This is a genomic window from Pseudocitrobacter faecalis, from assembly GCF_965231525.1.
GTDB lineage: Bacteria > Pseudomonadota > Gammaproteobacteria > Enterobacterales > Enterobacteriaceae > Pseudocitrobacter > Pseudocitrobacter faecalis.
This window is the reverse complement of record NZ_CBDDNJ010000002.1, coordinates 739599-764845: the sequence shown is the minus strand read 5'-3', so window position 1 is coordinate 764845 and position 25247 is coordinate 739599. Positions and strand designations below refer to the sequence as shown.

18 protein-coding genes, 1 tRNA gene and 3 rRNA genes are annotated in these 25247 nt (G+C 53.5%); 8 read left to right on the top strand and 14 right to left on the bottom strand.

The window, feature by feature from the left end; genetic code table 11:
• Positions 1 to 106: 106 nt before the first annotated feature.
• The 5 genes from rseC to rseD are packed head-to-tail and all read right to left on the bottom strand — an operon-like array spanning position 107 to position 2942.
• Positions 107 to 583 (bottom strand): SoxR-reducing system protein RseC, encoded by a 477-nt coding sequence (gene rseC / locus ACOXYR_RS04295; RefSeq protein WP_421355710.1) that lies wholly within the window; start codon positions 581 to 583, stop codon positions 107 to 109.
• The gene (gene rseB / locus ACOXYR_RS04290) at positions 580 to 1533 is read right to left on the bottom strand and encodes a sigma-E factor regulatory protein RseB (RefSeq protein ID WP_113857829.1); all 954 of its coding nucleotides are present in this window, start codon (positions 1531 to 1533) and stop codon (positions 580 to 582) included. The genes rseC and rseB overlap by 4 nt, the downstream gene beginning before the upstream one ends.
• Positions 1533 to 2183 (bottom strand): anti-sigma-E factor RseA, encoded by a 651-nt coding sequence (gene rseA / locus ACOXYR_RS04285; protein WP_113857828.1) that lies wholly within the window; start codon positions 2181 to 2183, stop codon positions 1533 to 1535. The genes rseB and rseA overlap by 1 nt, the downstream gene beginning before the upstream one ends.
• A 31-nt stretch (positions 2184 to 2214) precedes the next feature.
• Positions 2215 to 2790: an RNA polymerase sigma factor RpoE gene (gene rpoE, locus ACOXYR_RS04280; protein ID WP_015963387.1), complete on the bottom strand. Its 576-nt coding sequence runs from the start codon at positions 2788 to 2790 to the stop codon at positions 2215 to 2217.
• Positions 2791 to 2846: 56 nt separating this feature from the next.
• Positions 2847 to 2942, bottom strand: a complete 96-nt coding sequence (gene rseD, locus ACOXYR_RS04275) for a rpoE leader peptide RseD (protein WP_144052231.1) — start codon at positions 2940 to 2942, stop codon at positions 2847 to 2849.
• Between the two features lie 270 nt (positions 2943 to 3212).
• On the opposite strand from rseD, the gene nadB reads away from it, so the two are divergent.
• The gene (nadB, locus tag ACOXYR_RS04270) at positions 3213 to 4832 is read left to right on the top strand and encodes an L-aspartate oxidase (protein WP_421355769.1); all 1620 of its coding nucleotides are present in this window, start codon (positions 3213 to 3215) and stop codon (positions 4830 to 4832) included.
• Here nadB and trmN read toward each other — a convergent pair.
• Positions 4817 to 5554 (bottom strand): tRNA(1)(Val) (adenine(37)-N(6))-methyltransferase TrmN, encoded by a 738-nt coding sequence (gene trmN / locus ACOXYR_RS04265; RefSeq protein ID WP_108473357.1) that lies wholly within the window; start codon positions 5552 to 5554, stop codon positions 4817 to 4819. The genes nadB and trmN overlap by 16 nt on opposite strands.
• 118 nt (positions 5555 to 5672) lie before the next feature.
• On the opposite strand from trmN, the gene srmB reads away from it, so the two are divergent.
• Positions 5673 to 6995, top strand: coding sequence for an ATP-dependent RNA helicase SrmB (gene srmB, locus ACOXYR_RS04260; protein ID WP_113857825.1), 1323 nt, complete (start codon positions 5673 to 5675; stop codon positions 6993 to 6995).
• 48 nt (positions 6996 to 7043) lie between these two features.
• Here the strand turns inward: srmB and grcA are convergent, their stop codons facing one another.
• Complete coding sequence (grcA, locus tag ACOXYR_RS04255; protein WP_015963383.1) at positions 7044 to 7427, bottom strand: autonomous glycyl radical cofactor GrcA; 384 nt, start codon at positions 7425 to 7427, stop codon at positions 7044 to 7046.
• Positions 7428 to 7745: 318 nt separating this feature from the next.
• On the opposite strand from grcA, the gene ung reads away from it, so the two are divergent.
• On the top strand, positions 7746 to 8435 hold the full coding sequence (gene ung / locus ACOXYR_RS04250; protein ID WP_407731458.1) for a uracil-DNA glycosylase: 690 nt from the start codon (positions 7746 to 7748) through the stop codon (positions 8433 to 8435).
• Positions 8436 to 8476: 41 nt separating this feature from the next.
• Here the strand turns inward: ung and ACOXYR_RS04245 are convergent, their stop codons facing one another.
• Complete coding sequence (locus ACOXYR_RS04245; protein ID WP_113857824.1) at positions 8477 to 9535, bottom strand: tRNA/rRNA methyltransferase; 1059 nt, start codon at positions 9533 to 9535, stop codon at positions 8477 to 8479.
• 204 nt (positions 9536 to 9739) lie between these two features.
• On the opposite strand from ACOXYR_RS04245, the gene trxC reads away from it, so the two are divergent.
• The 5 genes from trxC to ACOXYR_RS04220 all read left to right on the top strand — a co-directional run bounded on the left by trxC (position 9740) and on the right by ACOXYR_RS04220 (position 15457).
• A complete protein-coding gene (gene trxC, locus ACOXYR_RS04240; protein WP_108477201.1) occupies positions 9740 to 10165 on the top strand; it encodes a thioredoxin TrxC in 426 nt (141 codons plus the stop codon).
• A gap of 69 nt (positions 10166 to 10234) precedes the next feature.
• Entirely contained in the window at positions 10235 to 10933 is a 699-nt protein-coding gene (gene tapT, locus ACOXYR_RS04235) for a tRNA-uridine aminocarboxypropyltransferase (protein ID WP_421355709.1), read from the top strand.
• 35 nt (positions 10934 to 10968) lie between these two features.
• Complete coding sequence (locus ACOXYR_RS04230; protein WP_421355708.1) at positions 10969 to 13620, top strand: bifunctional acetate--CoA ligase family protein/GNAT family N-acetyltransferase; 2652 nt, start codon at positions 10969 to 10971, stop codon at positions 13618 to 13620.
• A gap of 108 nt (positions 13621 to 13728) precedes the next feature.
• Entirely contained in the window at positions 13729 to 15084 is a 1356-nt protein-coding gene (pssA, locus tag ACOXYR_RS04225; protein ID WP_108477198.1) for a CDP-diacylglycerol--serine O-phosphatidyltransferase, read from the top strand.
• 46 nt (positions 15085 to 15130) lie between these two features.
• Positions 15131 to 15457, top strand: a complete 327-nt coding sequence (locus ACOXYR_RS04220; RefSeq protein WP_108477197.1) for a YfiM family lipoprotein — start codon at positions 15131 to 15133, stop codon at positions 15455 to 15457.
• Between the two features lie 2 nt (positions 15458 to 15459).
• On the opposite strand, the gene ACOXYR_RS04215 is transcribed toward ACOXYR_RS04220, so the two are convergent.
• The 6 genes from ACOXYR_RS04215 to clpB form a co-directional block, all read right to left on the bottom strand.
• The gene (locus ACOXYR_RS04215) at positions 15460 to 16758 is read right to left on the bottom strand and encodes an MFS transporter (RefSeq protein WP_108477196.1); all 1299 of its coding nucleotides are present in this window, start codon (positions 16756 to 16758) and stop codon (positions 15460 to 15462) included.
• 353 nt (positions 16759 to 17111) lie between these two features.
• Positions 17112 to 17227 (bottom strand): 5S ribosomal RNA (gene rrf, locus ACOXYR_RS04210).
• A 97-nt stretch (positions 17228 to 17324) separates the two neighbouring features.
• Positions 17325 to 20228 (bottom strand): 23S ribosomal RNA (locus ACOXYR_RS04205).
• A 190-nt stretch (positions 20229 to 20418) separates the two neighbouring features.
• Positions 20419 to 20494 (bottom strand) — tRNA-Glu (locus ACOXYR_RS04200).
• Positions 20495 to 20579: 85 nt separating this feature from the next.
• Positions 20580 to 22121 (bottom strand): 16S ribosomal RNA (locus tag ACOXYR_RS04195).
• The 16S, 23S and 5S rRNA genes sit together here with 1 tRNA gene alongside, the layout of an rRNA operon.
• A 436-nt stretch (positions 22122 to 22557) precedes the next feature.
• A complete protein-coding gene (gene clpB, locus ACOXYR_RS04190; protein ID WP_189623995.1) occupies positions 22558 to 25131 on the bottom strand; it encodes an ATP-dependent chaperone ClpB in 2574 nt (857 codons plus the stop codon).
• Between the last annotated feature and the right edge of the window lie 116 nt (positions 25132 to 25247).

The window sequence follows — 25247 nt, the reverse complement described above, 5'->3', positions numbered from 1 at the left end:
TTTCTGCAGTATATTAGATGTGCACTATTTTGTAGGCCGGATAAGGCGTTTACGCCGCATCCGGCTAGAACAGCACGCACTTTGTCAGCAAACTGAGCCAGTGCGATCACTGACTCAATTCAGAAGAAGTGGTGGTTCGCAGGAGGTCAGGTGGCAGGCCAACGCTAATGATGACCGGTTGCCACGTTTCGCGTTTCGCAAGCGTGGGCGAAAAACCCCGCGCCAGTAAAAAGCCCCCCACACCGCCTAACAACGCTCCACACATGGCGGCGATGTCAGTGCCGAACAGCACCTGGAACAATGAGGCCATCATAAACAGCCCTACCAGCGGGGAAAGGTAAACCAGCATGGCGGAACCCAGCAGACTGCTTTCGCTAATTCCCAGCTCCACTTTTTGCCCGGCCACCAGCGGTTCGGCGCTGGGAACGGTAATGGTGTGGCTGGTTTGCGGCCCAAGTTTATTGAGCACGCGGCTGCCGCAGCCCGCGCGTGACGCGCAGCTGCTACATGATGCTTTCACGTCGCAGTAAACTTTTGCAACGCCGTTCTCCCAGGAGACAACGGTCGCCCACTCTTTAATCATTGTACGCCCTTGAAGCTAATACCGTCGGCAATGCGTTTCGCCGTTGGCGGCGGCAGTTCACCGACGATAGTGATTTCAGCCTGATTGCGCACGGTGGTGCTTACCGTGCGGCGACCGGTGCGCAGCATCTGTTCGCTGCTGTTGGCCGTGGCCCGACTGATGTTGATGGAGAAACTGAACAGTCCGTCCGAGAAGAGACGAGATTCCACTGCGGTATCAATGGTAGGTAACGTGCGACGGCTGCTGGAGACTTCGCTGAAGCCCTGAGGTACCCAGGTCGGCGACCAGTTGAAGTTCACCTTACTGCCCGCCGGAACGGAGAGCAGCGGCGGCAGGCTGGCTTTCGCCAGTTTATCCATGCTGCTACCCACTTGATCGCCTACGTTAAACGCAATGACGCGGAACTGCTCCAGCGTTTCGCCGTCGCGATCGAGCAGGTCAACCCGCATCGGCAGTTTGCTTTCAGAGTCCATCCAGACGATGTAGCTATAACGGGTACCATCGCGCGCGACGACGCGGATCACTTCACATAAGCGATCGGCAATACGGGTTCGGCCGACAGAGATGAAATCGTAATACGGCGCCAGGCGTTTAAAATCGGTATAGACCAGCGACGGCAGGGAATCGACGATGTAATCGCCATTGAGCGTAAACGGATCGAGGCCCGGCTCAAAATAGCTGATTTCATTGCCGCGCTGCACCACTTCACGACGTGGACCATCAAGCTGCAAAAGCTGCGCCAGCGCCTGATTGTTCAAACGCGCGTGACGATAGCGTAGCGATTCGACACCGGCTTTATTGATGCTGACGAAAGACAGCTCATAGTTGAGGGACTGACTGGCCAGATTCATCTGCTGCAACAACGCCCCGGACGAAACATCAGCCGAGGCGTTGACAGAGAAGAACAGGCTGCCAGCCACAAGAGACATGGCACACCAAAGTTGCTTCATTACTGCGATTGCGTTCCTAAAGTTTGATAGCCCGGCACCTGAACAGCAGCCTGCTGGGTTTGTGCCTGTTCAAACTGAAGTTGCTCAGAATGCAGGCGGCGCTGCAATTCATAATCCTGCAACATTGCATTGATGCGACGGCGTTGTTCCTGAACCTGCTGTTGCTGGCCAGTACCCGCAGTGGCATCAGACGGCACGCCCAGGCTAACCGGACTGGCTTTACCCATCATCGGCAAGGTATTAAATACCGGTGTTTCGGGCTGCTGAGTAGAATCTGATTGCCCATTATAGTGCTGGACACCGACAATAACTGCAAGCGATACGCAAGCCGCAACGCCCATTTGGGTAAGTGAACTCGCCCACGGACGGACTTTTTTCCAGAATGGCATATTCTGCCATTGATGAGGCGCTGGCTGGGCTTCAGGAATGAGCGGTGTCGTTTGACGAACGGGCTCATTTTCGATGGCAGCCATGACGCGAGAAGAGATATCAAAATGAAGCACATCCGCGGTATCGCCGCGCAGCGAATCACGGATGAGATGATAGCTCTCCCAGGTTTTTTGCATTTCCGGCGAACGAGTTAATTCGGTGAGCAACTCGTTATCCAGCGTTTCACCATCCATTAAGGCGGAAAGTTTTTCTTTCTGCATGCCTAATACCTTTTCCAGTATCCCGCTACCGTCAACGCCTGATAAGCGGTTGAACTTTATTATCAATAGCTTCTCGCGCACGGAAGATACGGGAACGAACCGTACCTACCGGGCAATCCATAATTGCAGCTATCTCTTCATAGCTTAGGCCATCCAGCTCTCGCAGGGTAATTGCCATGCGTAAATCTTCTGGAAGACTTTCAATGGTGCGAAAAACTATCTGTCTCAGCTCTTCTGACAACATTAAGTTCTCAGGGTTCGAAATTTCTTTCAGCGCGCCGCCACTTTCGAAGTTTTCTGCTTCCATTGCGTCCACATCGCTGGACGGTGGGCGTCGCCCCTGAGCAACCAGGTAATTTTTTGCCGTATTGACTGCAATACGGTACAGCCACGTGTAGAAAGCGCTATCCCCCCGGAATGAATCCAGCGCACGATAGGCCTTTATAAAAGACTCTTGCACCACATCAGGAACGTCACCTGACGGCACATATCGGGAAACCAGGCTCGCCACCTTATGCTGGTAGCGCACCACCAGTAGGTTAAAAGCTTTCTGGTCTCCTTTTTGGACCCGTTCAACCAGGACCTGGTCCGTTAACTGCTCGCTCATCCGAGGTAATGTCTCCCCAAACCCTATTCCAATGCGTAATCAAAACGCCACTCCGTTCACTGCACTATGAGCAAGCACAAGGTTAGAGTGTCTGATGATTGTAAAGTTCCGTTACGCCTTTGTTTTTTGTTTGTCAGTTGTAGACCGTTCATTGTCTCTCATTATAAGTCTACGCATGCACTACGTTGCCTAAGTTGCGAAAGAAAAACGCAATTCTCGCAAGAGTAACGTAACCCGCCTTTTATTTCACCATAAATACTGGATTCCGGAGTCAGAGATTCGATTATTTTCCTTCGTTTACAAAGTCCGTTCAGACGCTGTTATGTTTAGCCGTTACAACTTCCACTAAAAAAATATGTGCGCCAGCGCCTTTTATGATGCTATGCTGACCAAACTGTGTTTAGTAAATTAAACAAACCATGATGAACACTCTTCCCGATCTCTCTTGTGATGTCCTGATCATCGGTAGCGGTGCTGCCGGGTTATCTCTCGCGCTGCGCGTTGCCGGGCAGCACTCTGTCATTGTGCTCAGCAAAGGCCCAATCAGCGAAGGTTCAACCTTCTACGCGCAGGGCGGCATTGCAGCCGTTTTTGATGAAACCGACAGTATCGAATCCCACATCGAAGACACGCTCATCGCCGGTGCCGGGATTTGCGATCGAGAGGCGGTGTCGTTCGTGGCAAGCAACGCCAAAAACTGCGTCCAGTGGTTGATCGACCAGGGCGTGCTGTTTGATACGCAAGTGCAAAGTAACGGCGAAGCGAGTTATCACCTGACACGTGAAGGCGGCCACAGCCATCGCCGCATTCTGCATGCGGCAGATGCCACTGGCAAAGAAGTGGAAAACACGCTGGTTAGCAAGGCGCTGAATCATCCCAATATTCGGGTGATTGAGCGCTGCAATGCCGTAGATCTGATCATGTCCGATAAGATTGGCCTGCCCGGCACGCGCCGCGTGGTGGGTGCGTGGATCTGGAACCGTAATAAAGAAAGCGTGGAAACCTGCGCGGCAAAATCGGTGGTACTGGCAACGGGTGGCGCGTCCAAGGTATATCAGTACACCACCAACCCGGATATCTCCTCGGGCGACGGCATCGCCATGGCCTGGCGTGCGGGCTGCCGCGTGGCGAATCTGGAGTTTAATCAGTTCCATCCCACCGCCCTGTTCCACCCGCAGGCGCGTAACTTCCTGCTCACCGAAGCGCTACGCGGTGAAGGCGCGATACTGAAGCGCCCGGACGGCAGCCGTTTTATGCCCGATTTCGACGAAAGGGGCGAACTTGCGCCGCGCGATGTAGTGGCACGTGCAATCGATCATGAAATGAAACGGCTCGGCGCGGATTGTATGTATCTGGACATCAGCCATAAACCCGAAGAATTTGTCCGTCATCATTTCCCGATGATTTACGAGAAACTGCTTGGACTGGGAATCGACCTGACCAAAGAGCCTGTGCCGGTTGTTCCGGCGGCGCACTATACCTGCGGCGGCGTGATGGTGGATGATAACGGACGCAGCGACGTCGACGGTCTGTATGCCATCGGTGAAGTGAGTTATACCGGCCTGCACGGCGCCAACCGTATGGCCTCTAACTCTCTTCTGGAGTGTCTGGTGTATGGCTGGTCAGCGGCGGAAGATATCAACAAACGGATTGCCAGTACGCGTCAGGTGGCAACCCTGCCCGCGTGGGATGAAAGCCGGGTGGATGATTCCGACGAGCGGGTGGTGATTCAGCATAACTGGCACGAATTACGTTTGCTGATGTGGGATTACGTCGGCATCGTGCGTACCACGAAACGGCTGGAGCGCGCCCTGCGTCGCATCACCATGCTTCAGCAGGAGCTCGACGAGTATTACTCACGCTTTCGCGTGTCTAACAATTTGCTGGAACTGCGCAATCTGGTACAGGTAGCGGAGCTGATTGTCCGCTGTGCGATGATGCGTAAAGAGAGCCGGGGCCTGCATTACACGCTGGACTACCCGGAACTCATGCAGAACTCCGGCCCGTCCGTGCTCTCGCCACTGACTCACATAAAGAGATAAAACGCCTGGGTCAGCGCAGTATAGGCTTCTGAATATTGCTGCTCTGGCCCACGAATTGCTAATCTGTCACTGAATCCCTCACCGTTTTGCGGCGAGAACGCCAGCAGGACGCGATGCGGTGGGCGCGTATCATATTCAGCAATATCCGTGCGCAGACGTAAATGCCAGCCCATCGACAGGGCCAGTTCGGTAAAACTTTGGCCGATATTTTCCGGCAATACCACGCAAAAAAATCCCTCTTCCGTAATGGCATCCGCCGCGCAGGTGAGCAACGTTTGATGATCGAGCGACGTGGTGTAGCGCGCCTGCTCGCGCTGCGGCGTGGCGCATTCAACGCCTTGCTGATAGTAAGGCGGATTGCTGACGATCAGGTCATAGCGACGATGAACGTTCGCGACCCAGGACTGAATATCCGTCGTGTGTACGGCAATTTTTTGCGGCCACGGAGATTGCGCGACGTTCTCCCGCGCCTGGTCTGCGGCATGCTCATCGATCTCAACCGCGTCAATCTGTGTACTCTCCCCGGTACGCTGCGCCAGCATCAATGCCAGCAAACCGCTTCCGGTGCCAATATCCAGCACGCGCGTGACGTGCGCGATCGGTGCCCATGCGCCCAGCAGAATGCCGTCCGTCCCCACTTTCATGGCACAACGGTCATGCGCGACAAAAAATTTTTTGAAGGTAAATCCATTACGACGCAGCGTGGGTTTCGAGTCAGACATAGTTTTTTTTGCGTATCCGGTTTTGGCTCAGCACAATACCTGAGAACAGATAGCCATACAAACAGATGAAGATTAGAGCCGTAACGTCTATAATCAGCGCCTCACACTGAGGTAGACAATGACTGTAACGACTTTTTCCGAACTTGAACTTGATGAAAGCCTGCTGGACGCCCTCCAGAGCAAAGGCTTTACACGCCCGACTGCCATCCAGGCTGCCGCCATTCCGCCTGCGCTCGATGGACGTGATGTTTTGGGTTCTGCGCCCACCGGCACCGGTAAAACAGCGGCGTATCTGCTGCCTGCGTTGCAGCATCTGCTCGACTTCCCGCGCAAAAAATCCGGCCCGCCGCGCATCTTGATCCTGACGCCAACGCGTGAACTGGCGATGCAGGTGGCAGACCACGCGCGCGAGCTGGCCAAAAATACCCATCTCGATATCGCCACCATTACCGGCGGTGTCGCGTACATGAACCACGCTGAAGTCTTCAGCGAAAACCAGGATATCGTGGTTGCCACCACCGGTCGCCTGTTGCAGTACATTAAAGAAGAAAACTTTGACTGCCGCGCCGTCGAGACCTTAATTCTTGACGAAGCTGACCGGATGCTGGATCTCGGCTTTGCGCAGGATATCGAACACATTGCCGGTGAAACCCGCTGGCGTAAACAGACGCTGCTCTTCTCCGCCACGCTTGAAGGCGATGCGATTAAGGATTTTGCCGAGCGTCTGCTGGAAGATCCGGTTGAGGTTTCTGCGAACCCGTCCACTCGTGAACGTAAGAAAATTCACCAGTGGTACTACCGTGCAGATAACCTGGAGCACAAGGTCGAGCTTCTCAAGCATCTTCTGAAACAAGAAGAGATGACACGCGCTATTGTTTTTGTACGGAAACGTGAGCGTGTGCATGAGCTTGCCGAGATGCTGCGTGCCGCCGGGATCAACAACTGTTATCTCGAAGGCGAAATGGCACAGATCAAGCGTACCGAAGGGATCAAGCGTCTGACGGAAGGCCGCGTAAATGTACTGGTTGCGACCGATGTTGCCGCACGCGGTATCGATATTCCTGATGTCAGCCACGTGATCAACTTCGATATGCCGCGCACCGGCGATACTTACCTGCACCGTATTGGCCGTACCGGCCGCGCGGGCCGTAAAGGTACGGCGGTTTCTCTGGTTGAAGCGCATGACCACCTGCTGCTGCAGAAAATTGGTCGCTACATCGAGGAGCCGCTGAAAGCGCGCGTCATCGATGGGCTGCGCCCAACGACGCGTGCGCCTAGTGCAAAAATGACCGGTAAACCGTCGAAGAAAGTGCTGGCAAAACGTGCTGAGAAGAAAAAAGAGAAAGACAAGCCGCGCGTGAAAGTACGCCATCGCGATGCGAAGAATGTCGGTAAGCGTCGTAAGCCAAGCGGAGCTGAACCGCAGTCGACAGAAGAGTAAAAAAAACGCCGGGTCTCCCCGGCGTTTTTATTTCCTGCCTCTGAAAACTTACAGGCTTTCAGTGAAAGTACGTGCGATAACGTCGCGCTGCTGTTCCGGCGTCAGGGAGTTAAAGCGTACCGCGTAGCCTGAAACACGAATGGTCAGCTGCGGATATTTTTCCGGATGTTCAACCGCGTCCAGCAGGGTTTCGCGACGCAGAACGTTAACGTTAAGGTGCTGACCACCTTCGACGCGAACTTCTGGTTTCGCTTCAACCGGGATTTCACGATATTCGATATCGCCAAGCGCTTTCACAGCAACCACTTCATCTTCTGCATAACCACCTTTGGCAACCAGGCAGCGTGCTTCCCCTTTTTCGCTATCCAGCAGCCAGAAAGAATTCAGCAGGTCGTCGTTAGCGGCTTTAGTAATCTGAATACCAGTAATCATTTGATGCCTCCCTTAGGCTATTCGTATTCGTTTAACCGGCCAGTTCCCGGCCAATTGGTAAAACCATTGTTGCTTGAGTGTATATATACCCCTCAAACACCCCGCATTCTTTGATTTAAATCAATAAAAACCACACCACAAAAGTGGTCATACACTAATTTACTTGTTTTATATCAAGTTACGCCGAGCGATAACGCCAAATTTTCTCTGTAAATTTTCAACTTTTTTTACGCTGAGCGTGGTTTTTATCCTGCGCGGTTTTGTGTTGGAGAAAGAAGCAGTTAAGCTACTGTGCATGACAATTTCCAGGAGAGCGAGATGAGCGCCCTTTTAACCTGGCACGATGTGCTGGCCGACGAGAAGCAACAACCCTATTTTTTGAACACGCTGGCAACGGTGGCGAAAGAGCGCCAGGCAGGCACAACAATTTACCCGCCGCAGAAAGATGTGTTTAACGCCTTTCGTTTCACCGAACTGAGTGATGTGAAAGTAGTGATTTTAGGTCAGGATCCCTACCACGGGCCGGGTCAGGCGCACGGTCTGGCTTTCTCTGTTCGTCCAGGTATCGCCACGCCGCCATCTTTGCTGAACATGTATAAAGAGCTGGAAGGATCAATCCCAGGTTTTACCCGCCCTGCGCATGGCTATCTTGAAAGCTGGGCGCGTCAGGGTGTACTGCTGCTTAACACCGTGCTGACGGTGCGTGCCGGTCAGGCGCATTCTCACGCCAGCCTCGGCTGGGAAACCTTTACTGATAAAGTGATCAGCCTGATTAATGAACACCGGGAAGGGGTGGTATTTTTATTGTGGGGATCGCATGCCCAGAAAAAAGGCGCGATTATCGATGCGCAGCGTCATCGCGTGCTGAAAGCCCCACATCCGTCACCGCTTTCGGCTCATCGCGGCTTTTTTGGCTGCAACCACTTTGTGCAGGCTAACGAATGGCTGGCGCAGCGCGGTGAAGCGCCCATCGACTGGATGCCGATGCTGCCGGCAGAAAGCGAGTAAAAGAATGCCAGCGTAATGCTGGCATTCTTTTGTGCTTACGCTCAGGCTTTATTCTGACGCCACCATTCGCTCAGCAGTACGCCGGTTGCCACGGAGACGTTCAGACTTTCCACCGCACCGGTACCCTCGATGGATACACTCAGATCAGCGCTTGAGAGTGCTGCATCAGACAAACCATCACGTTCCTGACCTAACACCAGCACCATCTTCTTCGGCAGCTCAGCTTTAAACAGCGGCGTACCCGCGTGGCTGGAGGTGGTCACGATGGCGTAACCCGCTTTGCGGAAATCATCCAGCGCACCAATAAAGCTATCGCCGGTGATCGGTTGAACGTGCTCAGCGCCACCTTCTGCGGTACGAATTGCCGCACCGGACTCCAGCACGCCAGCGTCCTGCAGCAGCAGGCCTTTAATACCGAAATGCGCGCAGCTACGCATCATCGCACCCAGGTTGTGTGGGTTGCCGACATCTTCCAGCGCCAGCACACAATCGGTGTCACCACTTTTAGCGACCCAATCCTGTACGGACGTGCCGCTGCGTTTTTTGATCAGGAAGCATACGCCGCCGTGGTGTTCGGTTCCGGACGCTTTCGCCAGTTCCTCTTCATCAACCACGTGGTAGGCTTTGCGGTTTGCTGCCATCCAGCGCAGCGCTTCTTTAAAGCGCGGCGTTACGCTCTGGATAAACCAGGCGCGTACAATGGCGTCCGGTCGGCTCTGGAACAGCGCCTGGCAGGCGTTTTCACCGTAAACGCGCGTCTCTTCCGCACGCTGGCGACGCAGGACTTCCGGGTCAATAAAACTTTTACCGCTGATGCCACCGTGATCGGCTTTTACCGGGGTCTCATCACCCGGTGCGCGGGAAACCGTGCGCCACGGTGAGCTATCGCGTTCACCACGCTCGTCACGATCGCGGCTGCGTTCACGGTTCGGGCCTTTTCTGTCGTCACGGGCAGGACGGCGACCACCTTCGGCACGTGTACCAGGACGGCCACCGCCTTTTCCTGTACGCGGATTATGGGTGCGTTTATCCGAGTCATCGTCACTGCGGACATACATCACTTTGACTTTGCCGGTTTTGTTCTTCAGTTCGTCGCTCATATTTTTCTCCACCTGCGCTGCGCGAAGCGCGCAGATTACCTGATGTAGTAGCGCATAGCCATTACTTCATATCAAAGACGGTGACTATTGTACTCATTGAGTAAACCGCATTGTCGAATAAAACAGTCTCATCGATAATATGTAACATTACAGAAACATCCGGCGACCTCGCCGATCAGCAACCCTACTACCCAGAGGTTAGTTATGAATACCGTTTGTGCCCACTGTCAGGCTGTTAACCGCATACCTGAAGATCGTGTAAACGATGCGGCGAAATGTGGACGCTGTGGTCATGATCTGTTTGATGGCGATGTGATCAACGCCACCGACGCCACGCTGGACAAGCTGCTGAAAGACGATCTGCCTGTCGTTATTGATTTCTGGGCGCCATGGTGTGGCCCGTGCCGCAATTTTGCGCCGATTTTTGAAGATGTGGCGGAAGAACGCAGCGGCAAAATGCGCTTTGTGAAGGTAAATACCGAGGCCGAGCGCGAGCTCAGCGCCCGTTTCCGCATTCGCAGCATCCCGACCATTATGATCTTCAAAAATGGTGAAATGATCGACATGCTCAATGGCGCGGTACCGAAAGCGCCGTTCGAGAGCTGGCTTAACGAAGCTCTGGAAGCATAACATCCACGGGGCGCATCTTGTGCCCCGTTTTCACCTCTGCGACAATAGCCTTTTTTCTACGCTATTGCCATGAATCCAAACGCTGTACTGCAACTCCGGGCTGAACGCCTGGCCCGCGCCACGCGCCCTTTTCTCGCCCGCGGCAATCGTGTTCGCCGCTGCCAACGTTGCCTGTTGCCGCTTAAACAGTGTTTATGCGAAACCCTGCAACCCAGTTCTGCCACCAGCCGTTTTTGTCTGGTGATGTTCGATACTGAACCGATGAAACCCAGTAACACGGGACGCCTGATTGCCGATATCCTTCCCGATACCGCCGCGTTTCAGTGGTCTCGCACCGAGCCGCCTGCCGCGCTGCTGGAGTTAGTTCGCAATCCAGCGTATCAGCCGGTAGTGGTTTTCCCGGCATCGTATGCCGGAACGGAGCGGGAAGTGATCGCCGCGCCAAAACTGGGCAAACCACCGCTGTTTATTATGCTCGACGGCACCTGGACCGAAGCACGCAAAATGTTCCGTAAAAGCCCCTGGCTCGATAACTTCCCGGTGATTTCGGTCGATTTGTCGCGCGTTTCCTCCTATGGCCTGCGGGAAGCCCACGCGGACGGCCAGTACTGTACCGCCGAAGTGGCGATGGCGCTGCTTGATCTGGCGGGCGATACGGACGCTGCTCACGCGTTAGGCGAACACTTTACGCGTTTTCGTACCCGTTATCTGGCAGGAAAAACCCAGCATAAGGGAAGCATCACAGCACAACGCGAGGAAAGCGTTTAGACTCATACGGATGCTTATATCTGAGGGAAGCCGGAATGAGTCAACGTGGGCTGGAAGCACTTCTTCGACCAAAATCGATTGCCGTGATTGGCGCATCCATGAAGCCGCAGCGCGCCGGTTTTTTGATGATGCGCAATCTGTTAGCGGGTGGGTTTAATGGCCCCGTGATGCCCGTCACGCCCACCTGGAAAGCAGTGCTCGGCGTTCTGGCCTGGCCGACTATCGCCAGCCTGCCGTTTTCACCTGACCTCGCGGTACTCTGCACACATGCCAAACGCAATCTGGAACTGCTGGAGTCGTTAGGCGAAAAAGGATGCAAAACCTGCATCATTCTCTCTTCACCGCCCGATCAATTTGCCGAATTAGCGGCCTGCGCCGCGCGTTATCAGATGCGCCTTTTAGGGCCAAACAGTCTGGGGCTTTTAGCGCCCTGGCAGGGCCTGAACGCCAGTTTTTCACCGGTGCCGATCCGTAAAGGTAAACTGGCGTTTATTTCACAGTCCGCCGCCGTTTCCAATACCATCCTTGACTGGGCGCAGCAGCGCGAGATGGGCTTCTCCTACTTTATTGCGCTCGGCGATAGCCTGGATATCGATGTAGACGATCTGCTTGATTTCCTCGCGCGTGACAGTAAAACCAGCGCCATTCTGCTCTACCTGGAAAATTTAAGTGACGCCCGACGTTTTGTATCCGCCGCCCGTAGCGCCTCACGTAATAAACCCATCCTGGTGATTAAGAGCGGACGCAGTCCGGCAGCGCAGCGGCTGCTGCACGCCAATGCGGGTCTGGATCCCGCCTGGGACGCCGCGATTCAGCGTGCCGGCCTTCTGCGCGTGCGCGATACTCACGAACTTTTCTCCGCCGTTGAAACCTTAAGCCACATGCGCCCTTTGCGCGGCGAGCGTTTAATGATTATCAGCAACGGTGCCGCCCCGGCAGCGCTGGCGCTCGATCAACTGTGGACGCGCAACGGTAAGCTGGCGACGCTGAGCGATGAAACGCGGGCCAAATTGACTGAACGGTTGCCAGATTCAGTACAGGCCGGAAATCCGCTGGATCTGCGTGATGATGCCAGCATCGAGAGCTATATCGCTGCAGTCAATACGTTACTCGACAGCCCGGATCTGGATGCGCTGCTGGTGATTCACTCCCCCAGCGCCACTGCAACCGGCACTGAAAGCGCCGTGGCGTTAATTGAGGCGATTAAACGTCATCCACGCGGGCACTACATCAGCGTACTGACCAACTGGTGTGGTGAGTACTCTTCTATCGAGGCACGCCGCCTCTTCAGCGACGCGGGCATTCCCACCTATCGTACGCCGGAAGGCACAATTACCGCATTTATGCATATGGTGGAGTATCGCCGGAACCAGAAACAGCTGCGGGAAACGCCCGCACTGCCGCAGAATTTAACGGCCAACACGGCGCAGGTTCACGAACTGCTCGCGCAGGCTATCGATAGCGGTATCCGTGCGTTGGATACACATGAAGTTCGTCCTGTATTACAGGCTTACGGCATGCACACACTGCCCACATGGATCGCGGCTGACAGCGCGGAAGCGGTACATATCGCAGAACAAATTGGTTATCCGGTAGCGCTGAAACTGCGCTCGCCGGATATCCCACATAAATCGGAAGTTCAGGGGGTGATGCTGTATCTGCGAACCCCTGCCGAAGTGCAACAGGCGGCGGATGCGATTCTCGATCGCGTTAAAATGACCTGGCCACAGGCCCGCATCGACGGCCTGCTGGTGCAAAGTATGGCGAATCGCGCAGGCGCACAGGAACTGCGCGTGGTGGTTGAGCATGACCCGGTCTTCGGCCCGCTGATTATGTTGGGTGAAGGCGGTGTGGAGTGGCGGCCTGAAGAACAGGCCGTGGTCGCTCTGCCGCCGCTGAACATGACGCTGGCGCGCTATCTGGTGATTCAGGCGATTAAGAGCAAAAAGATTCGAGGACGCAGCGCACTGCGGCCGCTGGATATTCCCGGCCTGAGCCGTTTGCTGGTTCAGGTCTCAAACCTGATTGTTGACTGCCCGGAAATTCAGCGGCTGGATATTCATCCATTACTGGCCACCGGCAATGAATTTACCGCGCTGGACGTGACGCTGGATATCGCGCCATTTGAAGGCGACAGCGAAAGCCGCCTGGCGGTAAGGCCATATCCACAGCAGCTTGAAGAGTGGGTCACCATGAAAAATGGCGAACGTTGTCTGTTTCGCCCCATTCTCCCTGAAGATGAGCCGCTGTTGCAGCAGTTTATCGCCCGGGTGACGAAAGAAGATCTTTATTACCGCTACTTTAGCGAGATCAACGAATTTACCCACGATGATTTAGCGAATATGACCCAGATCGACTACGATCGTGAAATGGCTTTCGTGGCGGTACACACCACGGCTGAACAGACGGAGATCCTCGGCGTCACGCGCGCTATTTCCGATCCGGACAACATCGATGCTGAATTCGCGGTGCTGGTGCGCTCCGATCTGAAAGGATTAGGACTGGGTGGACGATTGCTGGAAAAGTTAATCAACTATACGCGCGATCACGGTCTGCAACGCTTAAACGGCATTACTATGCCCAACAACCGTGGGATGATCGCGCTGGCTCGCAAGCTGGGCTTTGATGTCGATATCCAGCTTGAAGACGGTATAGTCAGCCTGTCTCTGAAGCTAAGTCATGACTAAGTTGCTGGAAATACTACCCTTGACCGACAGAGATGGTATTATTGACCGCTTACGTCGTCTGCCTGGTACAGAGGACCCTTCACTAAAACAGAGAAGAAACGCACTGTGATGTTGTCAAAATTTAAGCGTAATAAACATCAACAACACCTTGCCCAGCTACCTAAGCTTTCTCAGTCAGTTGATGATATTGAGTTTTTCTATGCGCCTGCCGAATTTCGGGAAGCGCTGCTGGCAAAAATAGCCGGCGCTACGCGACGCATCTGCATTGTCGCGCTGTATCTGGAACAGGACGATGCCGGGAAGGCGATTTTACAGGCGCTGTATGACGCAAAACGTCAACGCCCTGAGCTGGAAGTGAAAGTACTGGTTGACTGGCATCGCGCGCAGCGTGGCCGTATCGGCGCAGCGGCGTCGAATACCAACGCCGACTGGTACTGTCGCATGGCGCATGAAAATCCGGGCGTGGATGTGCCGGTGTATGGCGTGCCAATCAACACCCGCGAAGCGCTGGGCGTTCTCCATTTCAAAGGCTTTATTATTGATGACAGCGTGTTGTACAGCGGCGCGAGCATCAATGATGTCTATCTCCATCAGCATGATAAATATCGTTACGACCGCTATCAGTGCATTCGTAACCCGCAAATGGCGGACATCATGTATGACTGGGTAGGACAAAATTTAGTCGATGGCCGCGGCGTTAATCGGCTTGATGATAGCTGCCGCCCAAAAAGCCCGGAAATCAAAAACGATATTCGCCTCTATCGCCAGGAACTGCGCGATACGGGATATCATTATCTGGGCAACGCCGACGACGAGCAACTTTCCGTTACGCCGCTGGTTGGCCTGGGTAAAACCAGCCTGCTGAATAAAACCATTTTCCATCTGATGCCGTGTGCTGAGCATAAGCTGACGATTTGCACCCCCTATTTCAATCTGCCTGCATTACTCGTGCGCAACATCATTCGTCTGCTGCGTGAAGGCAAAAAGGTCGAAATTATTGTTGGCGATAAAACCGCGAACGATTTCTTCATCCCGGAAAATGAACCGTTCAAGATTATCGGCGCGTTGCCGTATCTGTATGAAATTAACCTGCGTCGATTCCTTAGCCGTTTACAGTATTACGTCAACACAGATCAGCTTGTTGTGCGTCTGTGGAAAGATGGCGATAACAGCTATCACCTGAAAGGGATGTGGGTGGATGACGAGTGGATGCTGCTGACCGGCAACAACCTTAACCCGCGCGCCTGGCGTCTGGATCTCGAAAACGCCGTGCTTATTCATGATCCGCAACATAAACTGCGGGAAAAACGTGAGAAAGAGCTTAAGCTGATTCGCGCCCATACCACTGTGGTTAATCACTATCGCGACCTGCAAAGCATCGCCGATTATCCGGTAAAAGTGCGCAAACTGATCCGCCGTCTGCGACGCATCCGTATCGACCGCCTTATCAGCCGTATCCTTTAAATATCAGCCCCGCTCATGTACGGGGCTTTTTTTCAGGTGTTGATCCATGAGACCTCTGATTGCACTTTTTATGCTTTTCACTCTGAGCGGTTGCAGCCATATGGCAAACGACAGCTGGACGGGGCAGGATAAAGCACAGCACTTTATTGGCTCGGCGATGCTCTCTGCTGCCGGAAACGAATACTTCCAGCATCAGGGGATGAGCCGCGATCGCAGCGCCGCATTGGGGGTGATGTTTTCATTGAGCCTGGGCGCATCAAAAGAGCTGTGGGATAGCCGCCCGGCAGGGAGCGGCTGGAGCTGGAAAGATTTTGCGTGGGATGTAGCCGGCGCCACGACCGGCTATGCGGTGTGGCAGCTGGCTCAACACTAATCCTACAGGCGTAATCCTTTTCCTTTACGATGGAGCATCAGCGACACCAGGAAAGCCAGCGCCGTCATCGCCGTGACGTACCAGAAGAAGGCCGATTCCACGCCAAATGATTTCAGTGACAGTGCGACATACTCCGCAGAACCACCGAATAAAGCATTCGCCACCGCATAAGACAGTCCCACCCCTAACGCACGAACCTGCGCCGGAAACATCTCGGCTTTCAGGATCCCGCTGATCGAGGTATAGAAGCTGGTGATCAACAGAGCGCACATCACCAATGCAAAAGCAGCAAATGGAGAAGTGACGTTCTGCAGGGCTGAAAGAATCGGTACGGTAAATAGTGTCGCCAGTGAACCAAAACAGAGCATTGAAGCACGGCGGCCAATCTTGTCAGAGAGCAAGCCGAACAACGGCTGGGCCAGCATGTAGACGAACAGTGCGGCAGTCATGATGATGCTGGCGACCTTCGGATCCATCCCGGCGGTATTGACCAGATACTTCTGCATGTAAGTGGTGAAGGTGTAGAAAATCAGCGAACCTCCGGCGGTAAAACCGAGCACCATGACGAAGGCTTTACGGTTACGCCACAACCCTTTGAAGGAGCCCGCTTCTTTCAGGGTACGCGTTTCTTTATGCGACGTTTCATCCAGCTGACGACGCAGCCACAGCGCTACAACCGCTAACACCGCGCCCATTGCAAACGGAATACGCCAGCCCCAGCTGTGTAGATCTTCGCTGCTAAGGATGTTTTGCAAAACCACGACGACCAGAAGTGCCAGCAATTGACCACCAATCAGCGTGACATACTGGAATGAGGCATAAAACCCTTTACGGCCTTCTACTGCGACTTCACTCATATAGGTTGCACTGGTGCCGTACTCACCTCCGACGGAGAGGCCCTGGAATAAACGCGCCAGCAGTAGCAAAGCTGGCGCCCAGGTTCCGATTGTGTCGTATCCCGGCAGACAGGCAATCACCAGTGAACCAAAGCACATCATGCAGACAGAGATCAGCATCGACTTTTTACGCCCATGACGATCCGCAATACGACCGAACATCCACCCACCAATGGGGCGCATTAAAAAGCCAGCGGCAAAAACCCCTGCCGTTTGTAACAACTGGGTTGTGGTATTGCCGGTTGGGAAAAAAATGTGGGCAAAATAGAGAGAACAGAATGAATAGACGTAAAAATCAAACCATTCTACAAGGTTCCCTGATGAAGCACCGACGATGGCCATGACCCGGCGGCGGGTATCATGATCGGTGAGCGACTGCTCGGCGGCTACGCTGGTTTCGGTCATTATAATTATGCTCCTGCTGCAGGTTTTTTATCTGTCTACCGGGCGTAACTCGTCACGCAGATAAATTTTCAGTGAACGAAATGTTATATAATTGTTATTAATTATTTTGCGATATCTATCACGTTTTTTGTTAGCAAGGTAACAAATTAGGATTAGCTGTAGCGGAGTATTTTGGGGTGGGGTTGTGCGCGCGGTATTGCCCGGTGGCGCGGATCTTACCGGGCCTGCGGATTCGTGCCATTCGGCGGGGATTGTTCTTTTGCAGGCCGGATAAGGCGCAGCCGCCATCCGGCACTTTTTTCGCACTAACGCAAAAAGGCCATCCCTGCGGATGGCCTTCTGCTTTATTTGATGCCTGGCAGTTCCCTACTCTCGCATGGGGAGACCCCACACTACCATCGGCGCTACGGCGTTTCACTTCTGAGTTCGGCATGGGGTCAGGTGGGACCACCGCGCTACTGCCGCCAGGCAAATTCTGTTGTATTAACCCGCTTATTGCCGGTTAATCTAATCTGTTATCAGGCTTACTTCTCGATGTCTCTTCGCCAAAACACCTTCGGCGTTGTAAGGTTAAGCCTCACGGTTCATTAGTACTGGTTAGCTCAATGCATCGCTGCACTTACACACCCAGCCTATCAACGTCGTCGTCTTCAACGTTCCTTCAGGAGACTTAAAGTCTCAGGAGAACTCATCTCGGGGCAAGTTTCGTGCTTAGATGCTTTCAGCACTTATCTCTTCCGCATGTAGCTACCGGGCAATGCCATTGGCATGACAACCCGAACACCAGTGATGCGTCCACTCCGGTCCTCTCGTACTAGGAGCAGCCCCCCTCAATTCTCCAGCGCCCACGGCAGATAGGGACCGAACTGTCTCACGACGTTCTAAACCCAGCTCGCGTACCACTTTAAATGGCGAACAGCCATACCCTTGGGACCTACTTCAGCCCCAGGATGTGATGAGCCGACATCGAGGTGCCAAACACCGCCGTCGATATGAACTCTTGGGCGGTATCAGCCTGTTATCCCCGGAGTACCTTTTATCCGTTGAGCGATGGCCCTTCCATTCAGAACCACCGGATCACTATGACCTGCTTTCGCACCTGCTCGCGCCGTCACGCTCGCAGTCAAGCTAGCTTATGCCATTGCACTAACCTCCTGATGTCCGACCAGGATTAGCTAACCTTCGTGCTCCTCCGTTACTCTTTGGGAGGAGACCGCCCCAGTCAAACTACCCACCAGACACTGTCCGCAACCCGGATCACGGGTCTACGTTAGAACATCAAACATTAAAGGGTGGTATTTCAAGGTTGGCTCCATGCAGACTGGCGTCCACACTTCAAAGCCTCCCACCTATCCTACACATCAAGGCTCAATGTTCAGTGTCAAGCTATAGTAAAGGTTCACGGGGTCTTTCCGTCTTGCCGCGGGTACACTGCATCTTCACAGCGAGTTCAATTTCACTGAGTCTCGGGTGGAGACAGCCTGGCCATCATTACGCCATTCGTGCAGGTCGGAACTTACCCGACAAGGAATTTCGCTACCTTAGGACCGTTATAGTTACGGCCGCCGTTTACCGGGGCTTCGATCAAGAGCTTCGCCTTACAGCTAACCCCATCAATTAACCTTCCGGCACCGGGCAGGCGTCACACCGTATACGTCCACTTTCGTGTTTGCACAGTGCTGTGTTTTTAATAAACAGTTGCAGCCAGCTGGTATCTTCGACTGATTTCAGCTCCACGGGTAAACCGCTTCACCTACATATCAGCGTGCCTTCTCCCGAAGTTACGGCACCATTTTGCCTAGTTCCTTCACCCGAGTTCTCTCAAGCGCCTTGGTATTCTCTACCTGACCACCTGTGTCGGTTTGGGGTACGATTCGATGTTACCTGATGCTTAGAGGCTTTTCCTGGAAGCAGGGCATTTGTCACTTCAGCACCGTAGTGCCTCGTCATCACGTCTCAGTCTTGAAGCAAACCGGATTTACCTGGTCTGCAAACCTACACGCTTAAACCGGGACAACCGTCGCCCGGCCAACATAGCCTTCTCCGTCCCCCCTTCGCAGTAACACCAAGTACAGGAATATTAACCTGTTTCCCATCGACTACGCCTTTCGGCCTCGCCTTAGGGGTCGACTCACCCTGCCCCGATTAACGTTGGACAGGAACCCTTGGTCTTCCGGCGTGCGGGTTTTTCACCCGCATTATCGTTACTTATGTCAGCATTCGCACTTCTGATACCTCCAGCATGCCTCACGACACACCTTCAACGGCTTACAGAACGCTCCCCTACCCAACAACACTTAGTGTCGCTGCCGCAGCTTCGGTGCACAGTTTAGCCCCGTTACATCTTCCGCGCAGGCCGACTCGACCAGTGAGCTATTACGCTTTCTTTAAATGATGGCTGCTTCTAAGCCAACATCCTGGCTGTCTGAGCCTTCCCACATCGTTTCCCACTTAACTGTGACTTTGGGACCTTAGCTGGCGGTCTGGGTTGTTTCCCTCTTCACGACGGACGTTAGCACCCGCCGTGTGTCTCCCGTGATAACATTCTTCGGTATTCGCAGTTTGCATCGGGTTGGTAAGTCGGGATGACCCCCTAGCCGAAACAGTGCTCTACCCCCGAAGATGAATTCACGAGGCGCTACCTAAATAGCTTTCGGGGAGAACCAGCTATCTCCCGGTTTGATTGGCCTTTCACCCCCAGCCACAAGTCATCCGCTAATTTTTCAACATTAGTCGGTTCGGTCCTCCAGTTAGTGTTACCCAACCTTCAACCTGCCCATGGCTAGATCACCGGGTTTCGGGTCTATACCCTGCAACTTAACGCCCAGTTAAGACTCGGTTTCCCTTCGGCTCCCCTATTCGGTTAACCTTGCTACAGAATATAAGTCGCTGACCCATTATACAAAAGGTACGCAGTCACACCCGAAGGTGCTCCCACTGCTTGTACGTACACGGTTTCAGGTTCTTTTTCACTCCCCTCGCCGGGGTTCTTTTCGCCTTTCCCTCACGGTACTGGTTCACTATCGGTCAGTCAGGAGTATTTAGCCTTGGAGGATGGTCCCCCCATATTCAGACAGGATACCACGTGTCCCGCCCTACTCTTCGAGTTCACAGCATATGCATTTTGGTGTACGGGACTATCACCCTGTACCGTCGGACTTTCCAGACCGTTCCACTAACACACATGCTGATTCAGACTCTGGGCTGCTCCCCGTTCGCTCGCCGCTACTGGGGGAATCTCGGTTGATTTCTTTTCCTCGGGGTACTTAGATGTTTCAGTTCCCCCGGTTCGCTTCATTACGCTATGTATTCACGTAATGATAGTGTGTCGAAACACACTGGGTTTCCCCATTCGGAAATCGCCGGTTATAACGGTTCATATCACCTTACCGACGCTTATCGCAGATTAGCACGTCCTTCATCGCCTCTGACTGCCAGGGCATCCACCGTGTACGCTTAGTCGCTTAACCTCACAACCCGAAGATGTTTCGTAAAACACCACCGTGTTGCGAAAATTTGAGAGACTCGAACACACTTAACGTGTGTCGTTTCAATTTTCAGCTTGATCCAGATTTTTAAAGAGCAAATATCTCAAACAAGACTTTACAGTCTGTTTTGAGATATTACGGTCGGCGACTTTCACTCACACATACCAGCAAGTGGCGTCCCCTAGGGGATTCGAACCCCTGTTACCGCCGTGAAAGGGCGGTGTCCTGGGCCTCTAGACGAAGGGGACACTGAAGTCTCAATCGCAAGACGCCTTGCTATTTACTTTTCATCAGACAATCTGTGTGAGCACTTCAAGGAACGGTTCTTTAAGGTAAGGAGGTGATCCAACCGCAGGTTCCCCTACGGTTACCTTGTTACGACTTCACCCCAGTCATGAATCACAAAGTGGTAAGCGCCCTCCCGAAGGTTAAGCTACCTACTTCTTTTGCAACCCACTCCCATGGTGTGACGGGCGGTGTGTACAAGGCCCGGGAACGTATTCACCGTAGCATTCTGATCTACGATTACTAGCGATTCCGACTTCATGGAGTCGAGTTGCAGACTCCAATCCGGACTACGACATACTTTATGAGGTCCGCTTGCTCTCGCGAGGTCGCTTCTCTTTGTATATGCCATTGTAGCACGTGTGTAGCCCTGGTCGTAAGGGCCATGATGACTTGACGTCATCCCCACCTTCCTCCAGTTTATCACTGGCAGTCTCCTTTGAGTTCCCGACCGAATCGCTGGCAACAAAGGATAAGGGTTGCGCTCGTTGCGGGACTTAACCCAACATTTCACAACACGAGCTGACGACAGCCATGCAGCACCTGTCTCACAGTTCCCGAAGGCACCAAAGCATCTCTGCTAAGTTCTGTGGATGTCAAGACCAGGTAAGGTTCTTCGCGTTGCATCGAATTAAACCACATGCTCCACCGCTTGTGCGGGCCCCCGTCAATTCATTTGAGTTTTAACCTTGCGGCCGTACTCCCCAGGCGGTCGACTTAACGCGTTAGCTCCGGAAGCCACGCCTCAAGGGCACAACCTCCAAGTCGACATCGTTTACAGCGTGGACTACCAGGGTATCTAATCCTGTTTGCTCCCCACGCTTTCGCACCTGAGCGTCAGTCTTCGTCCAGGGGGCCGCCTTCGCCACCGGTATTCCTCCAGATCTCTACGCATTTCACCGCTACACCTGGAATTCTACCCCCCTCTACGAGACTCAAGCTTGCCAGTTTCAAATGCAGTTCCCAGGTTGAGCCCGGGGATTTCACATCTGACTTAACAAACCGCCTGCGTGCGCTTTACGCCCAGTAATTCCGATTAACGCTTGCACCCTCCGTATTACCGCGGCTGCTGGCACGGAGTTAGCCGGTGCTTCTTCTGCGAGTAACGTCAATTGCTGTGGTTATTAACCACAACACCTTCCTCCTCGCTGAAAGTACTTTACAACCCGAAGGCCTTCTTCATACACGCGGCATGGCTGCATCAGGCTTGCGCCCATTGTGCAATATTCCCCACTGCTGCCTCCCGTAGGAGTCTGGACCGTGTCTCAGTTCCAGTGTGGCTGGTCATCCTCTCAGACCAGCTAGGGATCGTCGCCTAGGTGAGCCATTACCCCACCTACTAGCTAATCCCATCTGGGCACATCCGATGGCAAGAGGCCCGAAGGTCCCCCTCTTTGGTCTTGCGACATTATGCGGTATTAGCTACCGTTTCCAGTAGTTATCCCCCTCCATCAGGCAGTTTCCCAGACATTACTCACCCGTCCGCCACTCGTCAGCAAAGCAGCAAGCTGCTTTCTGTTACCGTTCGACTTGCATGTGTTAGGCCTGCCGCCAGCGTTCAATCTGAGCCATGATCAAACTCTTCAATTTAAGTTTGATGCTCGTGAATTAAACTTCGTAATGAATTACGTGTTCACTCAGAGACTTGGTATTCATTTATCGTCTTGCGACGTTAAGAATCCGTATCATTGAGTGCCCACACAGATTGTCTGATAAATTGTTAAAGAGCAGTGCCGCTTCGCTTTTTCTCAGCGGCGCGGGGTGTGCATATTAAGCCATCCCGCTACAGAGTCAAGTTTTATTTCACTTTTCTCTGCTGAAGTTCTCTTAAGAACCTCGCCGACCCGGCGGCTTGCGTGCCGTTGTTCCGTGTCAGTGGGGGCGCATTATAGGGCGTAATTGAGATCTCGCAAGCATAAAATACAAAAAACTTTTCACTCGCTCACTTTTCATTCAATTCACTTATTTTTGCCTGGTTTATAAACAAAAACGAGCCCCTGAGGGCCCGTTTTTGCATTTTTGTGACTTACTGCACTGCCACAATATGATCGTCTTTAACCTCCAGACGTATCGTTTTGCCAGGAACCAGCTCACCAGAAAGGATTTGCTGCGCCAGCGGGTTTTCAATTTGCTGCTGAATAGCGCGTTTCAAAGGCCGTGCCCCGTATACCGGGTCATAACCGTTTTTACTCAACAAACGCAGCGCTTCATCGGAAATCTGCGTTTCATAGCCACGCTCTTCCAGACGTTTGTACAGACGTTGCAGCTGAATCTGCGCAATTGAGGCAATATGCGCTTCACCCAGCGGATGGAACACAACCACTTCATCAATACGGTTGATGAATTCCGGACGGAAGCTCTGACTAACCACGCCGAGCACCACATCTTTCATGTGACCGTAATCCAGCTCGCCAAAGCGTTCCTGAATCAGATCGGAACCCAGGTTAGAGGTCATAATCACCACCGTATTACGGAAGTCGACCGTTCTCCCCTGCCCGTCTGTCAGACGACCATCATCGAGCACCTGCAGCAGAATGTTGAACACATCCGGGTGCGCTTTCTCAACTTCATCCAGCAGAATAACTGAGTAAGGGCGGCGGCGTACGGCTTCGGTTAGATAGCCACCTTCTTCATAACCGACATATCCCGGAGGCGCGCCAACCAGACGAGACACGGAGTGTTTCTCCATAAACTCGGACATATCAATACGCACCATCGCGTCATCGCTATCGAACATGAAGTTCGCCAGCGCCTTACACAGTTCCGTTTTACCGACACCGGTCGGCCCCAGGAACAGGAACGAACCGATTGGACGGTTAGGATCGGAAAGCCCTGCGCGGCTACGACGAATCGCGTTCGATACCGCTTCCACCGCTTCGTTCTGACCAATCACCCGACTATGCAGGTCTTGCTCCATTCGCAGCAGTTTTTCACGTTCGCCTTCCAGCATGCGCGCAACCGGGATCCCGGTCCAGCGCGCCAGCACTTCCGCGATTTCCGCATCCGTTACACGGTTACGCAGCAGTCGCATGGTTTTGCCTTCAGACTGAGTCGCGGCCGCCAGCTGTTTTTCCAGTTCCGGAATTTTACCGTACTGCAGTTCGGACATCCGGCCCAGATCACCCACACGGCGTGCCTGCTCGATGGCGATTTTCGCCTGCTCAAGCTCTGCTTTAATTGTTTGCGTCCCAGAAAGTGAGGCTTTCTCCGCTTTCCACTCTTCTTCTAATACCGAATACTGGCGTTCTTTATCTTCCAGCTCATCATTGAGCATATCGAGACGTTTCAGGCTGGCTTCGTCGGACTCTTTCTTCAGCGCCTGCTGTTCCAGTTTCAACTGAATGATGCGGCGGTCGAGTCGGTCGAGTTCTTCCGGCTTCGAGTCAATCTGCATACGGATGCTGGACGCGGCTTCATCAATCAGGTCAATCGCTTTATCCGGCAACTGACGGTCGGCAATATAACGATGCGAAAGCGTAGCCGCCGCCACGATTGCCGGGTCGGTGATTTGCACGTGGTGGTGTAGCTCATAACGTTCTTTCAGCCCACGCAGGATCGCGATGGTATCTTCAACGGACGGTTCTGCTACAAACACTTTCTGGAAACGACGTTCCAGCGCCGCATCTTTTTCAATGTACTGGCGATATTCATCAAGGGTGGTCGCGCCCACGCAGTGCAGTTCACCACGGGCCAGCGCCGGTTTCAGCATGTTCCCGGCGTCCATTGCGCCATCGGCTTTTCCTGCGCCCACCATGGTGTGTAGCTCGTCGATAAACAGAATGACGTTGCCTTCCTGTTTCGACAAATCGTTCAGCACACCTTTCAGACGCTCTTCGAACTCACCGCGATACTTCGCCCCGGCCACCAGCGCGCCCATATCCAGCGCCAGTACACGGCGGCCCTTCAGCCCTTCCGGCACTTCGCCGTTCACGATACGCTGCGCCAGCCCTTCGACGATCGCCGTTTTACCGACACCCGGCTCACCAATCAGCACCGGGTTGTTTTTAGTACGGCGTTGCAGCACCTGAATGGTGCGGCGAATTTCTTCATCACGACCGATGACCGGATCAAGCTTGCCCTGCTCGGCTCGCTCGGTCAGATCGACGGTATATTTTTTCAATGCCTGACGTTGGTCTTCGGCATTTTGATCGTTCACGCTCTCCCCCCCGCGCATCTGTTGAATCGCCTGAGTAATGTTGGCAGTCGTCGCCCCTGCGGATTTCAGCAGGTCGGCCAGTGAACCGCGAGACTCAAGCGCGGCCAGAACAAACAGTTCTGACGAAATAAAGTTGTCACCTTGTTTTTGCGCCAGCTTGTCGCAAAGATTCAGCACCCGTACCAGATCCTGTGAAGGCTGCACGTCGCCGCCGGTGCCTTCCACCTGCGGTAAACGGCTTAAAGCCTGATCGATAGCCGTGCGAAGCTGGCCCGCATTAATGCCAGCCGTGGTTAACAAAGGACGAATCGAACCCCCTTCCTGATTCAGTAAGGCGCTCATTAAATGAAGTGGTTCGATGAATTGGTTGTCGTGCCCCAGTGCGAGAGACTGGGCATCGGCGAGAGCAAGCTGGAATTTGTTAGTAAGACGATCCAGACGCATAATTCCTCCCATAACAGGTCAATTTTGCTACTGGAGATTAAATGAGGTCATCCCTCAATTATTCAAGGTTAATGACCTGTTCAATGTGAAAAATAAGTCAGCCTTCTGGATCGTCT